The organism is Rhizobium sp. Pop5, from assembly GCF_024721175.1.
Taxonomy (GTDB): Bacteria; Pseudomonadota; Alphaproteobacteria; order Rhizobiales; family Rhizobiaceae; genus Rhizobium.
Genome location: NZ_CP099401.1, coordinates 42,639 through 60,550 on the forward strand (window position 1 = coordinate 42,639; position 17,912 = coordinate 60,550).

At 64.1% G+C, this 17,912-nt stretch carries 15 protein-coding genes; 10 read left to right on the forward strand and 5 right to left on the reverse strand.

Going from position 1 to position 17,912, the window contains the following annotated elements; genetic code table 11:
- The first annotated feature begins 3 nt into the window (after nucleotides 1–3).
- From NE852_RS25955 to NE852_RS26000, 10 genes are all read left to right on the forward strand, one after another.
- Entirely contained in the window at nucleotides 4–1,137 is a 1,134-nt protein-coding gene (locus tag NE852_RS25955; protein WP_258156914.1) for an ABC transporter permease, read from the forward strand.
- The gene (locus tag NE852_RS25960; RefSeq protein WP_008530195.1) at nucleotides 1,127–2,176 is read left to right on the forward strand and encodes an ABC transporter ATP-binding protein; all 1,050 of its coding nucleotides are present in this window, start codon (nucleotides 1,127–1,129) and stop codon (nucleotides 2,174–2,176) included. The genes NE852_RS25955 and NE852_RS25960 overlap by 11 nt, the downstream gene beginning before the upstream one ends.
- A complete protein-coding gene (locus NE852_RS25965) occupies nucleotides 2,176–3,234 on the forward strand; it encodes an ABC transporter ATP-binding protein (RefSeq protein ID WP_258156915.1) in 1,059 nt (352 codons plus the stop codon). Before NE852_RS25960 ends, NE852_RS25965 begins: the two co-directional genes overlap by 1 nt.
- Entirely contained in the window at nucleotides 3,234–4,067 is an 834-nt protein-coding gene (locus NE852_RS25970; RefSeq protein ID WP_008530200.1) for a 5-deoxy-glucuronate isomerase, read from the forward strand. Before NE852_RS25965 ends, NE852_RS25970 begins: the two co-directional genes overlap by 1 nt.
- Before the next feature lie 49 nt (nucleotides 4,068–4,116).
- Nucleotides 4,117–5,982, forward strand: coding sequence for a glycosyl hydrolase (locus tag NE852_RS25975; RefSeq protein WP_258156916.1), 1,866 nt, complete (start codon nucleotides 4,117–4,119; stop codon nucleotides 5,980–5,982).
- Between the two features lie 23 nt (nucleotides 5,983–6,005).
- Nucleotides 6,006–6,824: a sugar phosphate isomerase/epimerase gene (locus NE852_RS25980; protein ID WP_008530205.1), complete on the forward strand. Its 819-nt coding sequence runs from the start codon at nucleotides 6,006–6,008 to the stop codon at nucleotides 6,822–6,824.
- 4 nt (nucleotides 6,825–6,828) lie between these two features.
- Complete coding sequence (locus tag NE852_RS25985; protein ID WP_008530206.1) at nucleotides 6,829–7,845, forward strand: hydroxyacid dehydrogenase; 1,017 nt, start codon at nucleotides 6,829–6,831, stop codon at nucleotides 7,843–7,845.
- Nucleotides 7,842–9,263: a mandelate racemase gene (locus NE852_RS25990; protein WP_258156917.1), complete on the forward strand. Its 1,422-nt coding sequence runs from the start codon at nucleotides 7,842–7,844 to the stop codon at nucleotides 9,261–9,263. Before NE852_RS25985 ends, NE852_RS25990 begins: the two co-directional genes overlap by 4 nt.
- A gap of 160 nt (nucleotides 9,264–9,423) precedes the next feature.
- A complete protein-coding gene (araD, locus tag NE852_RS25995) occupies nucleotides 9,424–11,166 on the forward strand; it encodes an L-arabinonate dehydratase (RefSeq protein WP_374992012.1) in 1,743 nt (580 codons plus the stop codon).
- Nucleotides 11,167–11,180: 14 nt separating this feature from the next.
- The gene (locus tag NE852_RS26000; protein ID WP_008530229.1) at nucleotides 11,181–11,900 is read left to right on the forward strand and encodes a ribonuclease activity regulator RraA; all 720 of its coding nucleotides are present in this window, start codon (nucleotides 11,181–11,183) and stop codon (nucleotides 11,898–11,900) included.
- A gap of 26 nt (nucleotides 11,901–11,926) precedes the next feature.
- Here NE852_RS26000 and NE852_RS26005 read toward each other — a convergent pair whose 3' ends face one another.
- Genes NE852_RS26005 through NE852_RS26025 form a run of 5 tightly spaced genes read right to left on the reverse strand, consistent with a single transcriptional unit; the run spans nucleotide 11,927 to nucleotide 17,837 of the window.
- Nucleotides 11,927–12,763: a CoA ester lyase gene (locus NE852_RS26005; RefSeq protein WP_008530231.1), complete on the reverse strand. Its 837-nt coding sequence runs from the start codon at nucleotides 12,761–12,763 to the stop codon at nucleotides 11,927–11,929.
- Nucleotides 12,760–13,212 carry a MaoC family dehydratase gene (locus NE852_RS26010; protein ID WP_008530232.1) on the reverse strand — a complete coding sequence of 151 codons (453 nt, stop codon included), beginning with the start codon at nucleotides 13,210–13,212 and terminating at the stop codon, nucleotides 12,760–12,762. Before NE852_RS26010 ends, NE852_RS26005 begins: the two co-directional genes overlap by 4 nt.
- On the reverse strand, nucleotides 13,212–15,077 hold the full coding sequence (locus NE852_RS26015) for an acetyl/propionyl/methylcrotonyl-CoA carboxylase subunit alpha (protein WP_037172682.1): 1,866 nt from the start codon (nucleotides 15,075–15,077) through the stop codon (nucleotides 13,212–13,214). The genes NE852_RS26010 and NE852_RS26015 overlap by 1 nt, the downstream gene beginning before the upstream one ends.
- 7 nt (nucleotides 15,078–15,084) lie before the next feature.
- Complete coding sequence (locus NE852_RS26020) at nucleotides 15,085–16,695, reverse strand: carboxyl transferase domain-containing protein (protein ID WP_008530234.1); 1,611 nt, start codon at nucleotides 16,693–16,695, stop codon at nucleotides 15,085–15,087.
- Entirely contained in the window at nucleotides 16,692–17,837 is a 1,146-nt protein-coding gene (locus NE852_RS26025; RefSeq protein ID WP_008530235.1) for an isovaleryl-CoA dehydrogenase, read from the reverse strand. The genes NE852_RS26020 and NE852_RS26025 overlap by 4 nt, the downstream gene beginning before the upstream one ends.
- Between the last annotated feature and the right edge of the window lie 75 nt (nucleotides 17,838–17,912).

Sequence of the window (17,912 nt, forward strand, 5' to 3'; positions counted from 1 at the left end):
AAAATGACCGATCAAGCCCTCGCGCTGTCACCCGAACCCGTACGCCACGCCGACGCCATGGCCGGGCAGTGGAAGCTCATCTGGTGGCGCTTCTGCCGTCATCGGCTCGCGCTCGCGGCAGGCGTCGTCATCTTCCTGATCTACCTCGTCGCCCTGTTTGCCGAGGTTCTCGCTCCCGTTTCGTCGCAGACCTACGATTCCCGCTACACCTACGCGCCACCCCAGCAGCTGAGGTTCGCCGGCTATGATGCGGCGGGCGGATTTCATCCGCTCTATGTCAACGGTTATTCGATGAAAGTCGATCCGATCGCGCTCAGCCGCACCTACGTGCCCGATCCGGCCGTCGTCATTCCCGTCGGCTTCTTCGTGAAGGGCGAACCCTATCGACTCTGGGGGCTCATCGATCTGGACCGCCACCTTATCGGCCCGACCGAGACCGGCAAGCCATTCTATCTGTTCGGCGCCGACCGTCTCGGCCGCGACGTCTTCAGCCGGACGGTGCACGGCACCCGTGTTTCGATGTCGGTAGGCCTGATCGGGGTGGCGATCAGTCTTGTTCTCGGTATCGTCCTGGGCGGGATCTCCGGCCTCTATGGCGGCTGGGTGGACGATGTGATCCAGCGCTCTATCGAACTCATCAACTCGATCCCGACCATTCCGCTGTGGATGGGCCTTGCGGCTGCCGTTCCAATCAGCGCCGATCCGATCCTGGTCTATCTCTGGATCACGGTCATCCTGTCGCTGATCGGCTGGACCGACCTCGCGCGAGTGGTGCGCGGCCGTTTCCTGTCGCTGAAGACCGAGGATTTCGTGATCGCCGCCGGCCTCGACGGCTGTTCGCGAATGCGCATCATCTGGCGGCACATGGTTCCCTCCTTCATGAGCCACATCATCGCTTCGGTGACGCTCGCCATCCCGACGATGATCCTCGCTGAAACCGCGCTCTCCTTCCTGGGCATCGGCCTGCGCCCACCTGTCGTCAGCTGGGGCGTGCTGCTCCAGGAAGCGCAGAACATCCTCGCGGTATCGAGCGCGCCCTGGCTGTTTCTTCCGGGCATCGCGGTGATCGTCACGGTGCTCGCCCTCAATTTCCTTGGTGATGGATTACGCGATGCTGCAGATCCCTATGAATACTGACTCCAACTTCGCTGCAGCTGGCGAGCGCCGCGCCGATCGCGATCCGCTAATCGAAGTCGATGATCTCAGGACCCATTTCTTCGGCGGTGCGGGCACGATCCGGGCGGTCGACGGCGTCTCCTTTTCGATCCCGCGCGGCAAGACCGTCTGCGTCGTCGGTGAATCCGGCTCGGGCAAGAGCATTACCGGCCGCTCGATCCTCAATCAGGTTCCGCGCGGCGGGCGGATCGTCTCGGGTGCGATCCGCTACCGGCCCGATCCGGCGGCGCCGGCCATCGATCTGGCGAGGCTCGACCCGCGCGGCCGCGACATGCGGGCGATCCGTGGCGCCCAGATCGGCCTGATCAGTCAGGAGCCGATGGCAGCGCTTTCCCCCGTCCATACGATCGGCAACCAGATGGTGGAGGTGATCCGCCTGCATTTGAAGATGGGAAAGAAGGAGGCGCGCGAACATGCGATCGAGACCTTGGCGCTGGTGGGGATTCCCCGTCCGGCCGAACGCATGGAAAGTTACGCATTCCAGTTTTCCGGCGGCATGCGTCAGCGCGTCTGCATCGCGCTGGCGCTCGCCTGCCGTCCCAAGCTCCTGATCGCCGACGAGCCGACCACCGCCCTTGATGTCACCACCCAGGCCAATATCCTCGATCTGCTCGCCTCGCTGCAGGCCGAATTCGGGCTCTCCGTGCTGTTCGTCACCCATGATCTCGGCGTCGTGGCCGAGATCGCCGACGAGGTCGTCGTCATGTATGTCGGCCGGGTCGTGGAGGCGGGCGACGTTGATACCATCTTCCACGCACCAGCTCATCCCTACACCAAGGCGCTGCTGCAATCCGTGCCGCCTATGCACGGCCAGCCGAGCGAACGGCTCGCGGTCATCGAAGGCATGGTGCCCTCGCGTTTTGCCCGGCCAGAGGGCTGCAGCTTTCATCCGCGATGCAAGCAGGCGAGGGGCGGCCTCTGCGACCGAAGCGATCCCCAATCCGTCGTCATCGGCGAGGGGCATGTCGCCAGCTGTCTGCTTTACGAGGGAGGACTGTGATGACCGGTTCGGCGACGCCACGCAGCCCGCTGCTCGAACTCGACGATCTCAAGATGCATTTCCCCATCCGCAAGGGCGCGTTCCGGCAGGTGGTCGGGCATGTCAAGGCGGTCGACGGCGTTTCGCTTCGCGTCGAAGACGGCGAGACGCTCGGAATCGTCGGCGAATCCGGCTGCGGCAAGTCGACGCTTGCGCGCACCGTCCTGCGCATCTATCGGCCGACAGGCGGAGAAATCCGCTATCGCGACCGCCGTGGCGGCACCGTGGACCTCGCGGCGCTGTCGGGCCCCGCCCTCAAGGACATCCACCGCGACCTGCGCATGGTGTTCCAGGACCCGCAATCCTCGCTCAACCCGCGCCTTCCCGTGATCGACATCATCGGCGAGGTATTGAGCGTCAACGGCATCGTCAAGGGCCGGGAACTCGAGCACCGCGTCGCCGATCTGATGCGGAGCGTCGGTTTGCGCCCCGAATATATGCGCCGCTATCCCCATGCTTTCTCGGGTGGCGAACGCCAGCGCATCGGCATCGCCCGGGCGCTGGCGTCCAATCCGCGCCTGGTGATTGCCGACGAAGCCGTCTCGGCGCTCGATGTCAGTGTGCAGGCGCAAACCATCAACCTGCTGCAGGATCTGCAGGAACAGTTCGGCCTGACCTATCTTTTCGTCGCCCACGACCTCTCGGTCGTCAGGCACATCTCGGACAATATTGCCGTCATGTATGTCGGCCATGTCGTCGAAAAGGCGCCGACCGAGCAGATCTTTTCGCGCCCGCTCCACCCCTACACCGAAGCGCTGCTCTCGGCTGTGCCGATCGCCGATCCGCGGCTGCGCCGTCATGGCCAGCGCATCCGGCTGGCGGGCGAGGTTGCCGATCCCGCCCATCCGCCGCCCGGTTGCGCATTTCATCCGCGCTGCCGCTACGCCACTGCGCTTTGCAGGCAGGAGGCGCCGGCTCTGCGCACCGTCACTGATGATGGGCACGCCGTCGCCTGCCATCACGCCGAAGCCTTGAACCTCAATCCCTTTGCCGACCGTACCGTTCCGGAGTTCAACTGATGCCCGATTTCATTCCACGCTCCGAGCAGCGTCCTATTGTGGATACCTCCTCCAAGACGCTCGATCTCATCTACTTCGATCTCGTCACGCTCGCCTCCAACGAGCAGGACACCCGGCGGCTGCCTGCGCACGAAAGCCTCTGCGTCGTGCTGTCGGGTCGGGTGGATATCGAAGTGGATGACATCATGTTCGAAGCGGTGGGCCGGCGAGCCGATATCTGGGGAGGCGATGCGGACTCGGTTTACGCGCCGGTCGGCGCCAATGTCCGGATATCGGCTCACGGCGGACCGGCCGAGGTCGCCATCGCCGGCGGCCTCTGCGACATGCGCTACGCCCCCTTTCGGGTGACACCCGATGAGGTCGATGCGGTCAATGTCGGATCGTCCGACACGCACAGCCAGCGACGGATCGTCCACCTGCTCGGCCAACGGCAGAATGGACGCTGCGGCAATCTCCTGGTCAGCGAACTCTACGCCGGCGAGGGCTGCTGGTCGGGCTATCCTCCCCATAAGCACGACACCGAAGACGGCGATGCCGAGACCTTGCATGAGGAACTCTATCACTACCGCTTCCAGCCCGAGACCGGCTTCGGCAGCCAGATTACCTATGACGAGGACGGCCCGGTCAAGATCCTGATGACCCGCCACGGCGACACCTTCCTGCTCGACCGGGGCTACCACCCGACGGTCACCTCCCCGGGGCATCGCGGCTATATCTTCACCATCCTCGTCGGCAAGCACCGCCGCGGGCTGATCCAGCGTTTCGATCCCGCCCATCAGCATCTGACAAAGACCATCCCCGGCATCGATGCGATGCGCGACAAGTTCAAATAATCCGGCCTTGGCCTTTGCTGCCGCCTTTCCGTTCAAGGAGAAATGATCCATGCGTGAACGTACGCGAATAAGCGTCGATGCCGGCGAAGCAGTGCGCCCCTTCAACCGGTTTTGGCGCGGCACCGGCTTTTCACCGGCCGAGCTGTTGCTCGAACCCGAGATGCGCCAGATGCTCGCCTATATCGGCGCTCTGCCGAACGAGGGCATCCGGTATTTGCGCGTGCACTACCTCTACAATCTGCTGCGCTCGACCGGCGGAGCCGGCTATGACTGGTCTCTGCTCGACCGTGCGCTCGACGTGATGATCGAACACCGGCTGAAGCCGTTCTTCGAGCTTATGGGCAACCCGTCGGGCCTGTTCACCGATTACGAGGACATGGATCAGGTCAAGCGCTGGCGCGATCTCGTCACAGCGACGGCGGATCGTTACGGCGCGCGTTACGGCATGGACGAATTGCGCACATGGTATTTCGAAACGACCAACGAGGCCGATTCCGGCTGGTGGACCTACGGGATCAAGGGCTACACCAACTATTACGACGCCTGCGTCGCCGGGCTCGATGCCGTCGATCCGGGCCTGCCGATGGGCGGGCCGGGCACCGCCCGTACGCTCTCGCCGATCTTTCGTGCCCTCATGGCCCATTGCGACAACGGCGCGAGCTGCCTGATCGGGAATGGCCCGCCGCGCCTCGATTACATTTCGATCCACGAAAAGGGCGTCAACGGCAGCAAGGACGACCTGACGCCGAAAACCAACGCCATCGTCGACCGCACGCTTCTCGTCGTCGACTATCTCAAGGAACACCATCCGCGCCTTGCGGGCCTGCCCATCGTCAACGACGAATGTGATCCGCAGCTCGGCTGGAGCGATCATCACAGCTGGCACGGCAAGGCCTATTACGCCGGCATCATCGCCCGCATCATCGAACAGCACGACCGGCGCATCATCGCCCCGAAGGCGGCGGATTTCGCCTTCCTCAGCAATGACAACGCCTTTATCGGTGGCTGGAGCCAGCGCACGATCTTTGCCTATTTCGGCCCGCGCAATTTCACCAAGGCGCAGTGGGAGCACAAAACCGATCTCGAGACGTTGGTCACGGATGTCGATCGGGCGCCGCCCTTCGACATCGTCAAGAAGCCCGGCCTCACATCGATGGAAATGCTGGCAACGCTCGGCGATACCGTCTGCAAGGTGACGGCCGAACCGCCGCTTACGCCCGACCAGGACGGTCTGGCGATCCTGCCAACGCGGCTGCCGGGTGGCGGCGTTTCCATCAGTCTCATCCACAGCGTCGATGCCATCAACCGTTCGGGCCGGACCGCCGTTCGTCTCGAAGTGAGCGGCTTGGTTCCTGGCCGCCACGCGCTTTGCCTGCTGCGCATCGACGAGGAATTCACCAATCCAATGGAGGTCTGGGAGGCCCAGCGTGACGAACGCAATCCGAGAGGGCCTTTTGAGCCAGTCGGCGCGCCGCCCGAACCTAATGAAGCGCAGTTTGCCGAGCTGCGCCGCGCGCAGGAACCCGCCTTGTTGCATCCGATCAGCACTGTCGAATGCGACGAGGGACGGATCAGCGTCGATATGGATATACCGTTGCCGTCGCTGACGCAGGTGCTTGTCGTTCCCGATATCGGCACGGCTCCGGCTGCACCGACCGGCCTCGTCGTCGAACGCTACCTCGGTCTCGGCGGCCGGGAAGAGCGTATGCTGTTCTGGGCTGCCGGTGATGCCAGTCCTGCCATCTTCTACGATGTTCTGACCAGCACCGACGGTGGAACTTTTGAAAAGGTCAGTCCCGTCCCACTGCTCTCGACGGCATTCCTGCACATGTCGCCACCACCAGGGGAGCGTTATGCGGTCCGCGCCCGCGACGCATTCGGCCGCCGCAGCGAGCTTTGCGTCTCGCCCGCATGAGCAGCCGCTTCCGGATCTGAGCCATGGATATCGCCTATTTTACCAAGACGCTGGAGGGGTTGCCGCTCGAAAGAGCGGCAGAGATCACCGCCGCTTTGGGCTTCGACTGCGCCGATCTTCTCGTCCGCGAGGGTCACGCCGTCTCCCCTGACAGGCCCGAGGAAATCGTCGAGGCCGCAAAGCTCTTTGCCGCGGCGGGGGTGCGCACTCCGATGGCGACGATCGATTCCACGCGGCCTGACGACTCGACGTCACGGCTTATCGGCTGCTGCGGCGAGGCCGGTATCGGGCAGATCAGGCTCGGCTTCTGGCGTTATGATCCGTCGCGGCGCTGGACGGTGCAGGTCGATGAAGCGTGGCGTGATCTCGACGGTTTCGAAGCGCTCGCCGAACGGTTCGGCATCAAGCTGACCATCCAGCTGCATGGCGGCACCCTGCACAGCTCCGGCGCGCTCGCGAGGCAATTGCTCACCGGCCGCGATCCGGGGAGGATCGGCGCCTATCCCGATCCGGCCAATCAGATCGTTCGCGAGGGAGGCGAGGATTGGCGCGTAACCCTCGACCTGCTCGACCCGTGGTTCTGCTGCATGGGCGTCAAGAACGGCGGCTGGTTTCCCGGCGCTGAACGCGCCGGCGGCCAGCGGGTATGGCATTCGGATTGGTACGGGCTCGACGAGGGCATGGTGCCCTGGAACGAAATCATTCCGCATCTGGTCGCCACCAGATTTGCCGGTGTGCTCTCGGTGCATTCCCAATACCGGGTCCCCCGGGAACAGGCGCTCGACAAGGTCCGCGCCGATCTTGCCTATCTCAGGCGCCTGGTCGCCGCAGCGAAAGAGTAGAACCATGAACGAACAGGCGTCCGTCATCGCCGTCCTTCTGACCGAAAAGACCCGCCGCATGATGCTGGACGATGCGGCGATCACGCAGTTGAACGCTCTTGGCGACGTGCGCTGGCCGGCTGCTTCTACGATCGACGCGGCCGAAGTCGATCAGCTGCTGCAAGGCGCCACCGCCTGCCTCACCGGATGGGGCACGCCTCCCTTCGATCCCGCCGCACGTCAGCGCCATCCGCAACTCGCCCTCGTCGCTCATTCCGCCGGCAGCGTCCGCACGCTCGTTCCCGCCCGCCTCTTCGACGAGGGGCTTCGCGTCAGCCATGCCGCCTCGAAAATTGCCGCCTCGGTTGCCGAATTCGTCGTCGCCGAAGCGCTGCTTGCGATGCGCGGCATCCATCGGCTGCATCATCAATTGCGAAACGGCGGTGAATGGCTCGATGTCCGCGCAGCCGTACCGCAGAGATTGCTTGGCGCGAGAACTGTCGGCATCGTCGGCGCCGGCTATGTCGGCCGGGCGGTCATGCGCCTGCTCGTTCCCTTCGGCTGCCGCGTTCTCGTCGTTGATCCCTTCCTCGACGAAAGCGAGGCCGCAGCACTCGGCGTCTGCAAGACCGGACTAGACGATATGCTGGTGCAGGCCGACGTGGTTTCCCTGCATGCGCCTGTCCTGCCCGAAACGCGTCACATGATCGGCGTCCGCGAACTGGCGCTACTGCGTCCCGGCGCGCTGTTCATCAATACGGCACGCCCGCAGCTGGTTGATGAGGTCGCATTGCTCGCCGAGATCGGCTCCGGCCGTATCGAGGCCGCACTCGACGTCTTCGAAGACGAGCCGTTGCCTCCCGATAGCCCGTTCCGCGACCCTGCGCTCGCCAATGTGACCATTTCACCGCATGCCGCCGGTCACACCGAAGAGGCACATTTCGCTCAGGGCCAGGCTATGGTCGACGAAATCGGTCGGCTGCTTCGCCGGGAGCCGCTCCATCACGAAGTGACCCGCGCCATGCTCGAGCGGATGGCATGAGCATGGATAAAGTCATCGGAGGTTCCGTGGCGGCGCCAAGTATCAAAATCATCGCGATCGACGCCTTCGAGCGCGATATCACCCTGCGCCTGCCGTTCCGCTTCGGCGCGGCCACCCTCGAAAAGGCGCCGCAAGCCTTCCTCAGAGTTCGCGTCGAGGATGAGCAGGGGAAAACCGCCATTGGTGGTGCTGCAGAAATGATGGTGCCGAAATGGTTCGACAAGGATACGGCGCTGACGCCGGCGCAGAATGTCGATCAGTTGCGCGCCTCGATCCGGACCGCGGCGGCCGCGTCGCTCGAAGCATCTCGCCCGACGACTTTGTTTGCCGCCGCCCGCGTCAACGAGATGGAAACGGTGCGCCGCCTGCCTGGTAATCCATTGGCGGCCGGTTTTGGCCCTTCGCTCATCGCCCGCGCGGCGCTCGATGCCTTTTGCCGTCTGGCGGGCATTTCCTTCTTCGACGCGGTTTGCCGCAATCTCATTGGCATCGGCGGCCATATGCTGCCCGGCGACATCGATGCGAATGCCGCGTCGGCTGTCCTTGCCAGCCTTCGCCCTGAAAGCTCGATCTCGGCCCGGCATACGATCGGGCTTCTCGACCCGATCACCGAGGGCGATATTGTCCGGCCCGTCGACGACGGCCTGCCGGAAAACCTCGAGGCGGTAATAGCGCGCTATGGCAATCGCTGGTTCAAGATCAAGCTCTCGGGCGCGATCGATGCCGATCTCGACCGCCTGACGCGGATTGCCACCGTGCTGGACCGTCTGCCGGATTACCAAGTGACGGTCGACGGCAATGAACAGTTCGCCGCCGCTGAACAACTTGGCGCCTTGTTAGCGCAGATCGAGGCCATGCCGCGCCTCGCCAGGCTGCGCGCCGCCATCGCCTTCATCGAACAGCCGTTCTCGCGCGCAATCACCATGGAAACGCCACTCGGCGGTCTCGCCGCTCAACTGCCCTTCCTGATCGATGAGAGCGACGATGGCGACGGCGCCTTCGCCCGCGCCCGAGGGCTCGGCTACACCGGCGTCTCCTCGAAAACCTGCAAGGGCATCTACCGCTCGCTGTTGAAGGCGATCCGCATCAGGACGGCAACCGTGCCGGGACCGTTCCTCTCCGGCGAGGACCTGACCTGCCAGGCCGGGCTTGCCGTGCAGCAGGATCTGGCGCTGGTGTCCTTGCTCGGCCTTTCCCATGTCGAGCGCAACGGTCACCACTATGTGGCAGGCATGCAGGGCGCGCCGGAGGCGGAAAAGACGCGCTTTGCCGAGGCCCATCCTGGGCTCTACGAGCGGGGCCCGGACGGCCCGCGCCTGTCGATCCGCGACGGCCGGATCGCCATCGGCTCGCTCGGGGCCGTCGGCTATGCGAGCGGCGCCTTGCCCGATTTCGAAGCGATGGAGCCGCTGTCATGATGTCCAACCGCGGTCGGCATGGGGCGAGAGCGGCAAAGCGAAAAAAGCGCATCGGACACTTCGGTTTCTGCGGCCGCCGGGGCAGACTTGAGGAATTGACGGGCGTCTTTATCTTTCCGGCTTCGGACGCTTCGCAGTACGGGAATGGAGGCATGTCGGCATGTCTGTGAAATCAGTCAAGACACCAAGCGAGCTGCGGTCGGCGCGCTGGTTCGCATCAGAAGATCTGCGCGGCTTCGGCCATCGCTCGCGCCTGATGCAGATGGGCTATGACGCCGGCGATTGGGCCGGCAGGCCGTTGATCGGCATCCTCTCCACCTGGTCGGATCTCAACCCCTGCCACGCCCATTTCAAGCATCGCGTCGAGGACGTGAAGCGCGGCGTGCTGCAGGCCGGCGGCTTTCCGGTGGAAATGCCGGCGCTGGCACTGTCGGAAAACTTCATGAAGCCGACCACCATGCTCTATCGCAACCTCCTGGCGATGGAGACGGAGGAACAGATCCGCGCCCACCCGGTCGATGGCGTGGTGCTGATGGGCGGATGCGACAAGACCACGCCGGGCCTCATCATGGGGGCGCTCAGCGCCGGAGTGCCGATGATCTTCCTGCCGGCAGGCCCGATGCTGCGCGGCAATTATGCCGGCCAGCAGCTCGGATCGGGATCGGATGCCTGGAAATATTGGGACGAGCGGCGCGCCGGAGCGATATCGGACAAGCAGTGGGCCGGCATCGAGGCCGGCATCGCGCGCTCCTACGGCCATTGCATGACGATGGGCACCGCCTCCACGATGACCGCGATCGCCGATGCGATGGGTCTGACGCTGACCGGGGTCTCGTCCATTCCCGCCCCCGATGCCAACCACATCCGCATGTCGGCCCATTCGGGGCGGCGGATCGTGGACATGGTCTGGGAAGATCTGACGCCGGATCGGATCGTCACGCCTGCCTCCGTCCGCAATGCGGCGACGGTCGCCATGGCGACCGGCTGTTCGACCAACGCAGTTATCCATCTTCTGGCGATGGCGCGCAGGGCAGGGGTCGCGCTGACGCTCGACGATCTCGACGCGCTTGGCCGCACCACGCCTGTCGTCGCCAATATCCGCCCTTCCGGCAATACCTATCTGATGGAGGACTTCTACTATGCCGGCGGTCTGCTGGGGCTGATGTCGCAGATTCGCGAACGGCTGGATCTCAGCGCCATGACGGTTTCGGGCGAAACCCTGGGAGCGGCGCTGACGGAGGCGAAAGTCTACAATGACGATGTGATCCGGCCGCTTTCCAACCCGATCTATCCGGAGGGATCGCTGGCCGTGCTCAAGGGCAATCTGGCGCCGGATGGTGCGGTGATCAAGCCTGCGGCCTGCGACCCGCGCTTCCATGTCCACCAGGGCCCCGCTCTGGTTTTCGACAGCTACCCGCAAATGAAGGCGGCAATCGACGACGAGACGCTTGAGGTGACGCCCGATCATGTGATGGTGCTGCGCAATGCCGGGCCGCTCGGCGGCCCCGGCATGCCGGAATGGGGCATGCTGCCAATGCCGAAGGCACTGTTGAAGCAAGGCTATCGCGACATGTTGCGGCTTTCGGATGCGCGCATGAGCGGCACCAGCTACGGCGCCTGCGTGCTTCATGTCGCGCCCGAAGCCCATGTCGGCGGCCCGCTCGGCTTGCTGCGCAACGGGGATATCGTCAGGATCGATATTCCCAACCGCCGTCTCGACATGCTGGTCGACGAGGCGGAACTCGCCCGGCGCCGCGCCGCCTGGGTGAAGCCCGCTGATCGTTTCGGCCGCGGCTACGGCTGGATGTACGCCGCCCATGTCAGCCAGGCCGACAAGGGCTGCGATTTCGACTACCTGCTGCCGGAATTCGGCCCGGCGGCAGGGGAACCGGATATTTTCTAGGAGGACATGCAGGCATGACCATACTTTCGGAGAGCACGCGCGATAAACTCATGCGGGTCAGCGTTGCCACGATCAGCACGGCGCTGTTCAAGCGTGGCTTGCGCAACCAGACAATCCAGGATGTGCAGCCGGTCGCTCGCAAGGGCCGCAACATGGTCGGCCCGGCCTATACGCTGCGCTACATTCCGGCGCGCGAAGATCTGAACAAGCTCGAGGTTTTCCGCAATCCGGAGCACCCTCAGCGCGCCTGCGTCGAAAGCTGCCCGGCTGGCGCCGTGCTTGTCATGGACAGCCGCAAGAATCCGCGCGCCGCCTCCGCCGGCTCGATCCTGGTGACGCGCCTGATGGTGCGCGGTGTGGCGGGTGTCGTCACCGATGGTGGATTTCGCGACAGCCCGGAAATTGCCGGGCTGGCGATCCCCGCCTATCACAACCGCCCCTCGGCGCCGACCAATCTGACGCTGCACCAGGCGCTCGACATCAACCTGCCGATCGGTTGCGGCGATGTGGCGGTATGGCCCGGCGATATCATGGTGGGCGACGACGAGGCTGTGATTGTCATTCCGGCCGAACTCGCCGACGAAATTGCCGACGAGGCCGTGGAGATGACGGCCTACGAGGATTTCGTCACCGAACGGGTGCTGGCCGGCCAATCGATCATCGGCCTCTATCCGGCGACGCAGCCGCACAGCCTCGAGGAATTCGCGGCCTGGCGCGCCAGGCACGGCCGCTAAAACAGGTCCCTTCGGGGCGGTTTGCGCTATCGTCCCGATATCTCCAGGATGCGCAGCGCAAGCTTCAGATGCGGCAAATCCAGCATGCGCCCGTCAAGCTGGATGACGCCGGCGTCCGGCCTGGCGGCGAAGGCGGCGGCGACTTTCTCCGCCCAGGCGATCTCGGAAGCGTCCGGCGTGAAGGCATGGTTGATCGTTTCGACTTGGCTCGGATGGATGGCCATCATGCCGGAAAAGCCGTCGCGCCGGGCGCGGCCGACATAGGCATTGAGACCGTTGAGATCGCGGAAATCCGGATAGACGGTGTCGATGGCAGGAACGGCGGCGGCGTGTGCCCCGAACAGCGTGAGCGAGCGGGCAAGCTCGTAAGGCGGCGTGTAACGACCATCCGTCCTGCGCGAAGTCGTGGCACCAATCGCGGCGGGCAGATCCTCGGCACCCCATGTCAGGCCGCAGAGGCTCGCGGCGACCTCCCGGTAGCTGCCGATCTCGAAGATCGCGGATGGCGTTTCGGTCGCGATCGGCAGGATTGGAATTTCAGATGCAAGAGAGCCCGAGAGTTTCCACACGGAAGCTGCCCCCTCGGCTTTCGGCAGCATGATCGCGAAAGGATGAAGGCCGTTCAGAGCGGCAAGGTCGTCTTCGGATTCGGTCGAGGCGAGGGGGTTGATGCGGATCAGCAGATGGGTTTCGCCGGTATGGCGGAGGACGAATTCGTGGACGCTCTCCCGGGCGCGAGGCTTGTTTGTGGGCGCGACCGAATCTTCCAGATCAAGGATGACGGCATCGGCGCCGGAGGCGAGCGCCTTGTCGAAACGCTCCGGCCGATCGCCGGGCACGAAGAGCAGCGAGCGCAGCCTCATGACGGTTTGACCTTCAGCATTGCCGTGCGCAGGCACTGGCAGACGATCTCGTCACGCTGGTTCAGCGTGACGTGCCGGAAGGTGACGATGCCGGCATCGGGGCGGGAATTCGAACGGCGCAGCTCCGTCACCTCGGTTTCCACCCGCAGCGTATCGCCGATGAAGACCGGCTTCGGCATCGTCACCTTGTCGTAGCCGAGATTGGCGACGAGTGTGCCGAGTGTGGTATCGCCGACCGAAAGGCCGATGGTCAGCGCAAAGGTGAAGGTGCCGTTGACGACGATCCGACCGAATTCGGTGCTGGCCGCATACTCGGCATCGAGATGCAGCGGCTGCGGATTGTGGGAAAGCGTCGTGAACAGCAGGTTGTCGGTCTCGGTGACCGTGCGGCGGATCTCATGGGCGATGCGGTCGCCGACCGTCCACTCGTCGAAATAGCGGCCGGCCATTAGTCCTCCTCCTTCATGACGGTGACGACCAGCTGGTTTTCCGAAACCCTGATGCCGGAGGAAACCTGCAATTTTCCGACGACGCCGTCGAAGGGCGCGCGCAGCGAATGTTCCATCTTCATCGCTTCGACCGTCAGCAGACGGTCCCCCTTGGCGACGCGATCGCCTTCGGCGACCTCGACCGAAATGACGAGGCCCGGCATGGGCGAAAGGATCGCGCCGTCACCCGCGCCGTGATTTGCTTCGATTTCGCTCGCAGCGGGCAGGCTAATCGGCCAGGCATTTCCGTCGTCGAAAAGCACCGTCGTTTCAGCTGTTGTGACGGTATTTGCCTCAAGCGTTGCGCGTGACTGCCCCCAATAGAGGTGACCGTCGACGCGAACGCGCACGCGGCCGTCGCCTGGCCCGGCGATGCGAAATCCTGAAAGCGTCGACCAGGGATCATTGCCGGGTTTCTTCGAAAGAACCGTGGCGGCACGGTCGATTGCCGTTTCGTCCGGGGCCTTCGCCACAAGGCCTTCGCCGTGCCGGTCGAGGAATCCGGTATCGATCCGGGCGGCGCGGAAATCCGGGTCGGCGGCGATGCGGGCGAGAAGCCCGGCATTGGATCTGACTGGCCAGACCTCGATGCCGGCGCAGGCGGCCGCGAGTTTCGACAGTGCGGCGTCGCGGTTCGGTCCATGTGCAATGATCTTGGCGATCATCGGATCGTAGAAGGCGGTGATCTCATCGCCCTGTTCGACGCCGCTGTCGACGCGGACGGTCGTCGGGAGTTTGAGATGTTCGAGCCGGCCGGTCGAGGGCAGATAGCCGGCGGCGGGATTTTCGGCATAGAGCCGGGCTTCGAAGGCCCAGCCTTTCATGGTGATCTCGTCCTGGCTTTTCGGCAGTGGCTCGCCGCTTGCGACCTTCAGCTGCCAGAGCACCAGATCCTCGCCTGATATGGCTTCGGTGACGGGATGCTCCACCTGCAGGCGCGTGTTCATCTCCATGAACCAGATGCGGTCGGGATGCAGGCCTTGCGAGGCATCGGCGATGAATTCGATCGTGCCGGCGCCGACATAGTTGACCGCCCTTGCCGCCTTCACCGCCGCATCGCAGATCGCAGCCCGCGTGGCGGCATCGAGGCCGGGGGCGGGAGCTTCCTCGATGACCTTCTGGTGACGGCGCTGCAGCGAGCAGTCGCGTTCGAAGAGATGGACGCAGTTCCCGTGTTGATCGGCGAAAACCTGCACCTCGATATGGCGCGGATTGGCGATATAGCGTTCGATCAGGACGCGGTCGTCGCCGAAGGCGGCGGCCGCCTCACGACGGCAGGAGGCGAGAAGCTCGGGTAAATCCTCATGCCGGTCGACGCGGCGCATGCCCTTGCCGCCACCGCCAGCAACGGCCTTGATGAGGACGGGATAGCCGATGGCATCAGCCTCGGCCAAAAGCTTTGCTTCGCTCTGGTCCGGCCCGAGATAGCCGGGGGTTACCGGCACACCGGCCGCCTGCATCAATTCCTTTGCCGCGTCTTTGAGCCCCATCGCGCGGATGGCTGCCGGTGGAGCGCCGACCCAGATGATGCCGGCTTTTTCCACGGCTTCTGCGAATTCGGCATTTTCTGAGAGGAAACCGTAACCGGGATGGACGGCAGCCGCGCCGGTTTTGCGGGCGGCTTCCAGGATGCGTTCCTGCGAGAGGTAACTTTCACGGGCCGGCGATGGGCCGATCGCGATCGCTTCGTCGGCCTCTCGCACGAAAGGCAAGCTCTGATCGGCCTCGGAATAGACGGCGATCGTGCGGATGCCGAGCATCTTTGCCGTGCGGATGATGCGGCGGGCGATTTCGCCCCGGTTGGCGATGAGAAGGCTTTCCATCATCGCCGCCTCACATCCGGAACAGGCCGAAGCGCGGCCCTTTCGGGATCGGCGCATTCAGGCAGGCGGAAAAGGCAAGGCCCAGCACATCGCGCGTCTGACTGGGATCGATGATGCCGTCGTCCCAGAGGCGGGCGGTGGCGTAATAGGGATTGCCTTCGGCTTCATAGCCCGCGCGGATCGGCGCCTTGAAGGCCTCCTCTTGATCAACAGGCCAGTCCTCGCCGCGCGCCTCCAGCGCATCGCGGCGGATGGTGGCGAGCACCGAGGCCGCCTGTTCGCCGCCCATGACGCTGATGCGGCTGTTCGGCCAGGTGAAGAGGAAACGCGGGCGATAGGCGCGGCCACACATGCCGTAATTGCCGGCGCCGAAGCTGCCGCCGATGATGACGGTGACCTTCGGCACCGTCGCGGTGGCGACGGCCGTCACCAGCTTTGCCCCATCCTTGGCGATGCCGCCGGCCTCGTAGCGGCCGCCGACCATGAAGCCGGAAATATTCTGCAGGAAGAGCAGGGGTACGCGGCGCTGGCAGGCGAGCTCGATGAAATGCGCGCCCTTCAGCGCGCTTTCGGAGAAGAGAACGCCATTATTGGCGATGACGGCGACCGGCATGCCCCAGATACGGGCGAACCCGCAGACCAGCGTGGTGCCGTAGAGAGGCTTGAACTCATGCAGTTCGGAGCCGTCGACGATGCGACCAATGACCTCGCGCACGTCATAGGGCGAGCGCACGTCCTCGGGGATAATGCCGCAGAAATCTTCCGGATCGAGTTTCGGCGGCCGCGGCGGCTGGATGTCGATATCGGTCGATTTGACGCTGTTGAGGCTGGCGACGATATCGCGCACCAGCAGCAACGCATGTTCGTCATTTTCCGCGACGTGATCGACAACGCCGGAGCGGCGGCCATGGGTTTCGGCGCCGCCAAGTTCTTCGGCCGAGATGATTTCGCCGGTCGCGGCTTTGACGAGCGGCGGACCTGCCAGAAAGATCGTGCCCTGATTGCGCACGATCACCGTTTCATCAGACATGGCGGGCACATAGGCGCCGCCGGCGGTGCAGCTTCCCATGACGCACGCGATCTGCGGAATGCCTTCGGCCGACATCTGGGCCTGGTTGTAGAAGATCGCGCCGAAATGGTCGCGGTCGGGAAAGACCTCGGCCTGATGCGGAAGATTGGCGCCGCCGCTATCGACGAGATAGAGGCAGGGCAGGCGGTTCTGCAGGGCGATCTCCTGCGCCCTGAGATGCTTCTTCACCGTCAGGGGGTAATAGGCGCCGCCCTTTACCGTCGCATCATTGGCGACGATCATCACCTCGCGGCCGGAAACCCGGCCTATACCTGATATGATGCCCGCACCCGGCGCCTCGTTGCCGTACATGCCGTTCGCCGCCAATGTACCGATCTCCAGGAAGGGGCTGCCGGCATCGAGCAAGAGCTGAATGCGGTCGCGCGGCAGGAGTTTGCCCTTGCCGGTGTGGCGTTCGTGTGCTGCCTGCGAACCGCCTTCGCGGGTCTTCGCCGAGCGCTCGTAGAGCTCATCGACGAGCGCCCTATTCTTGATTGCATTGGCCTTGAAAATCTCGCTGTCGCGATCGATCGCCGAGGAAATCACCGTCATGATGCGATGAGCTCCCGGCCGATCAGATAGCGACGGATCTCGTTGGTGCCGGCGCCGATATCGTAGAGCTTGGCGTCGCGCAAAAAACGTTCGACCGGCCATTCCTTGGTATAACCGGCGCCGCCGAGCGCCTGGATCGCCTCTAGCGAAACTTTCACGGCGTTCTCGCTGGCAAAGAGGATCGCGGCGGCCGCATCGGTGCGCGTCGCCCGGCCGGCATCGCAGGCCCGCGCGACGGAATAAACATAGGCGCGCGCTGAGTTCAGCGCGACATACATGTCGGCGATCTTGCCCTGCATCAGCTGGAAATCGCCGATCGCTTTGCCGAACTGCTTGCGATCGCGCACATAGGGCAGCACGACATCGAGGCAGGCCTGCATGATGCCGAGCGGCCCGGCGGCGAGCACGGCGCGTTCGTAATCGAGGCCGGACATCAGGATCTTCACGCCTTCTCCCTCCCGGCCCATCAGCGCCTCGGCCGAAACCTCGCAATCCTGAAAGACCAGTTCGGCCGTGTCGCTGCCGCGCATGCCGAGTTTGGAAAGCTTCTTGGAGACGCTGAAGCCTGGCAGGCCCTTTTCGATGATGAAGGCGGAAATGCCTTTCGGCCCGGCCGCCGGATCGGTCTTGGCATAGACGACGAGCACATCGGCATGCGGCGCATTGGTGATCCAGAACTTCGTGCCGTTCAGAATATAGCGGTCGCCCTTCTTGTCGGCGCGCAGCCGCATGGAGACGACATCGGAACCGGAGCCGGCCTCGGACATGGCAAGCGAGCCGACATGTTCGCCTGATATCAGCTTTGGCAGGTGCCGATGCTTCTGTTCCGGCGAGGCCCAGCGGCGGACCTGATTGACACAGAGATTGGAATGGGCGCCGTAGCTCAAGCCAATGGAGGCCGAAGCGCGCGAAACCTCCTCCATGGCGACGACATGCTCGAGATAACCGAGACCGGCGCCGCCGAATTCTTCTTCGACGGTGATACCATGCAAGCCGAGCGCGCCCATCTGAGGCCAGAGCTGGCGTGGAAACGTGTTGCTTTCGTCGATCTCCGCGGCGAGCGGAGCAATATGACCGGCGGCAAATCGCGCCGTCGTTTCGCGGATCGCATCCGCGGTTTCGCCGAGCGAAAAATCAAACATGGCACTCCTCCCGCTGAAATATGTAGCGCGGGTTGCGGCAGGTTCAAAGTGCCTCCGAATAATGAGTGGAAGAGC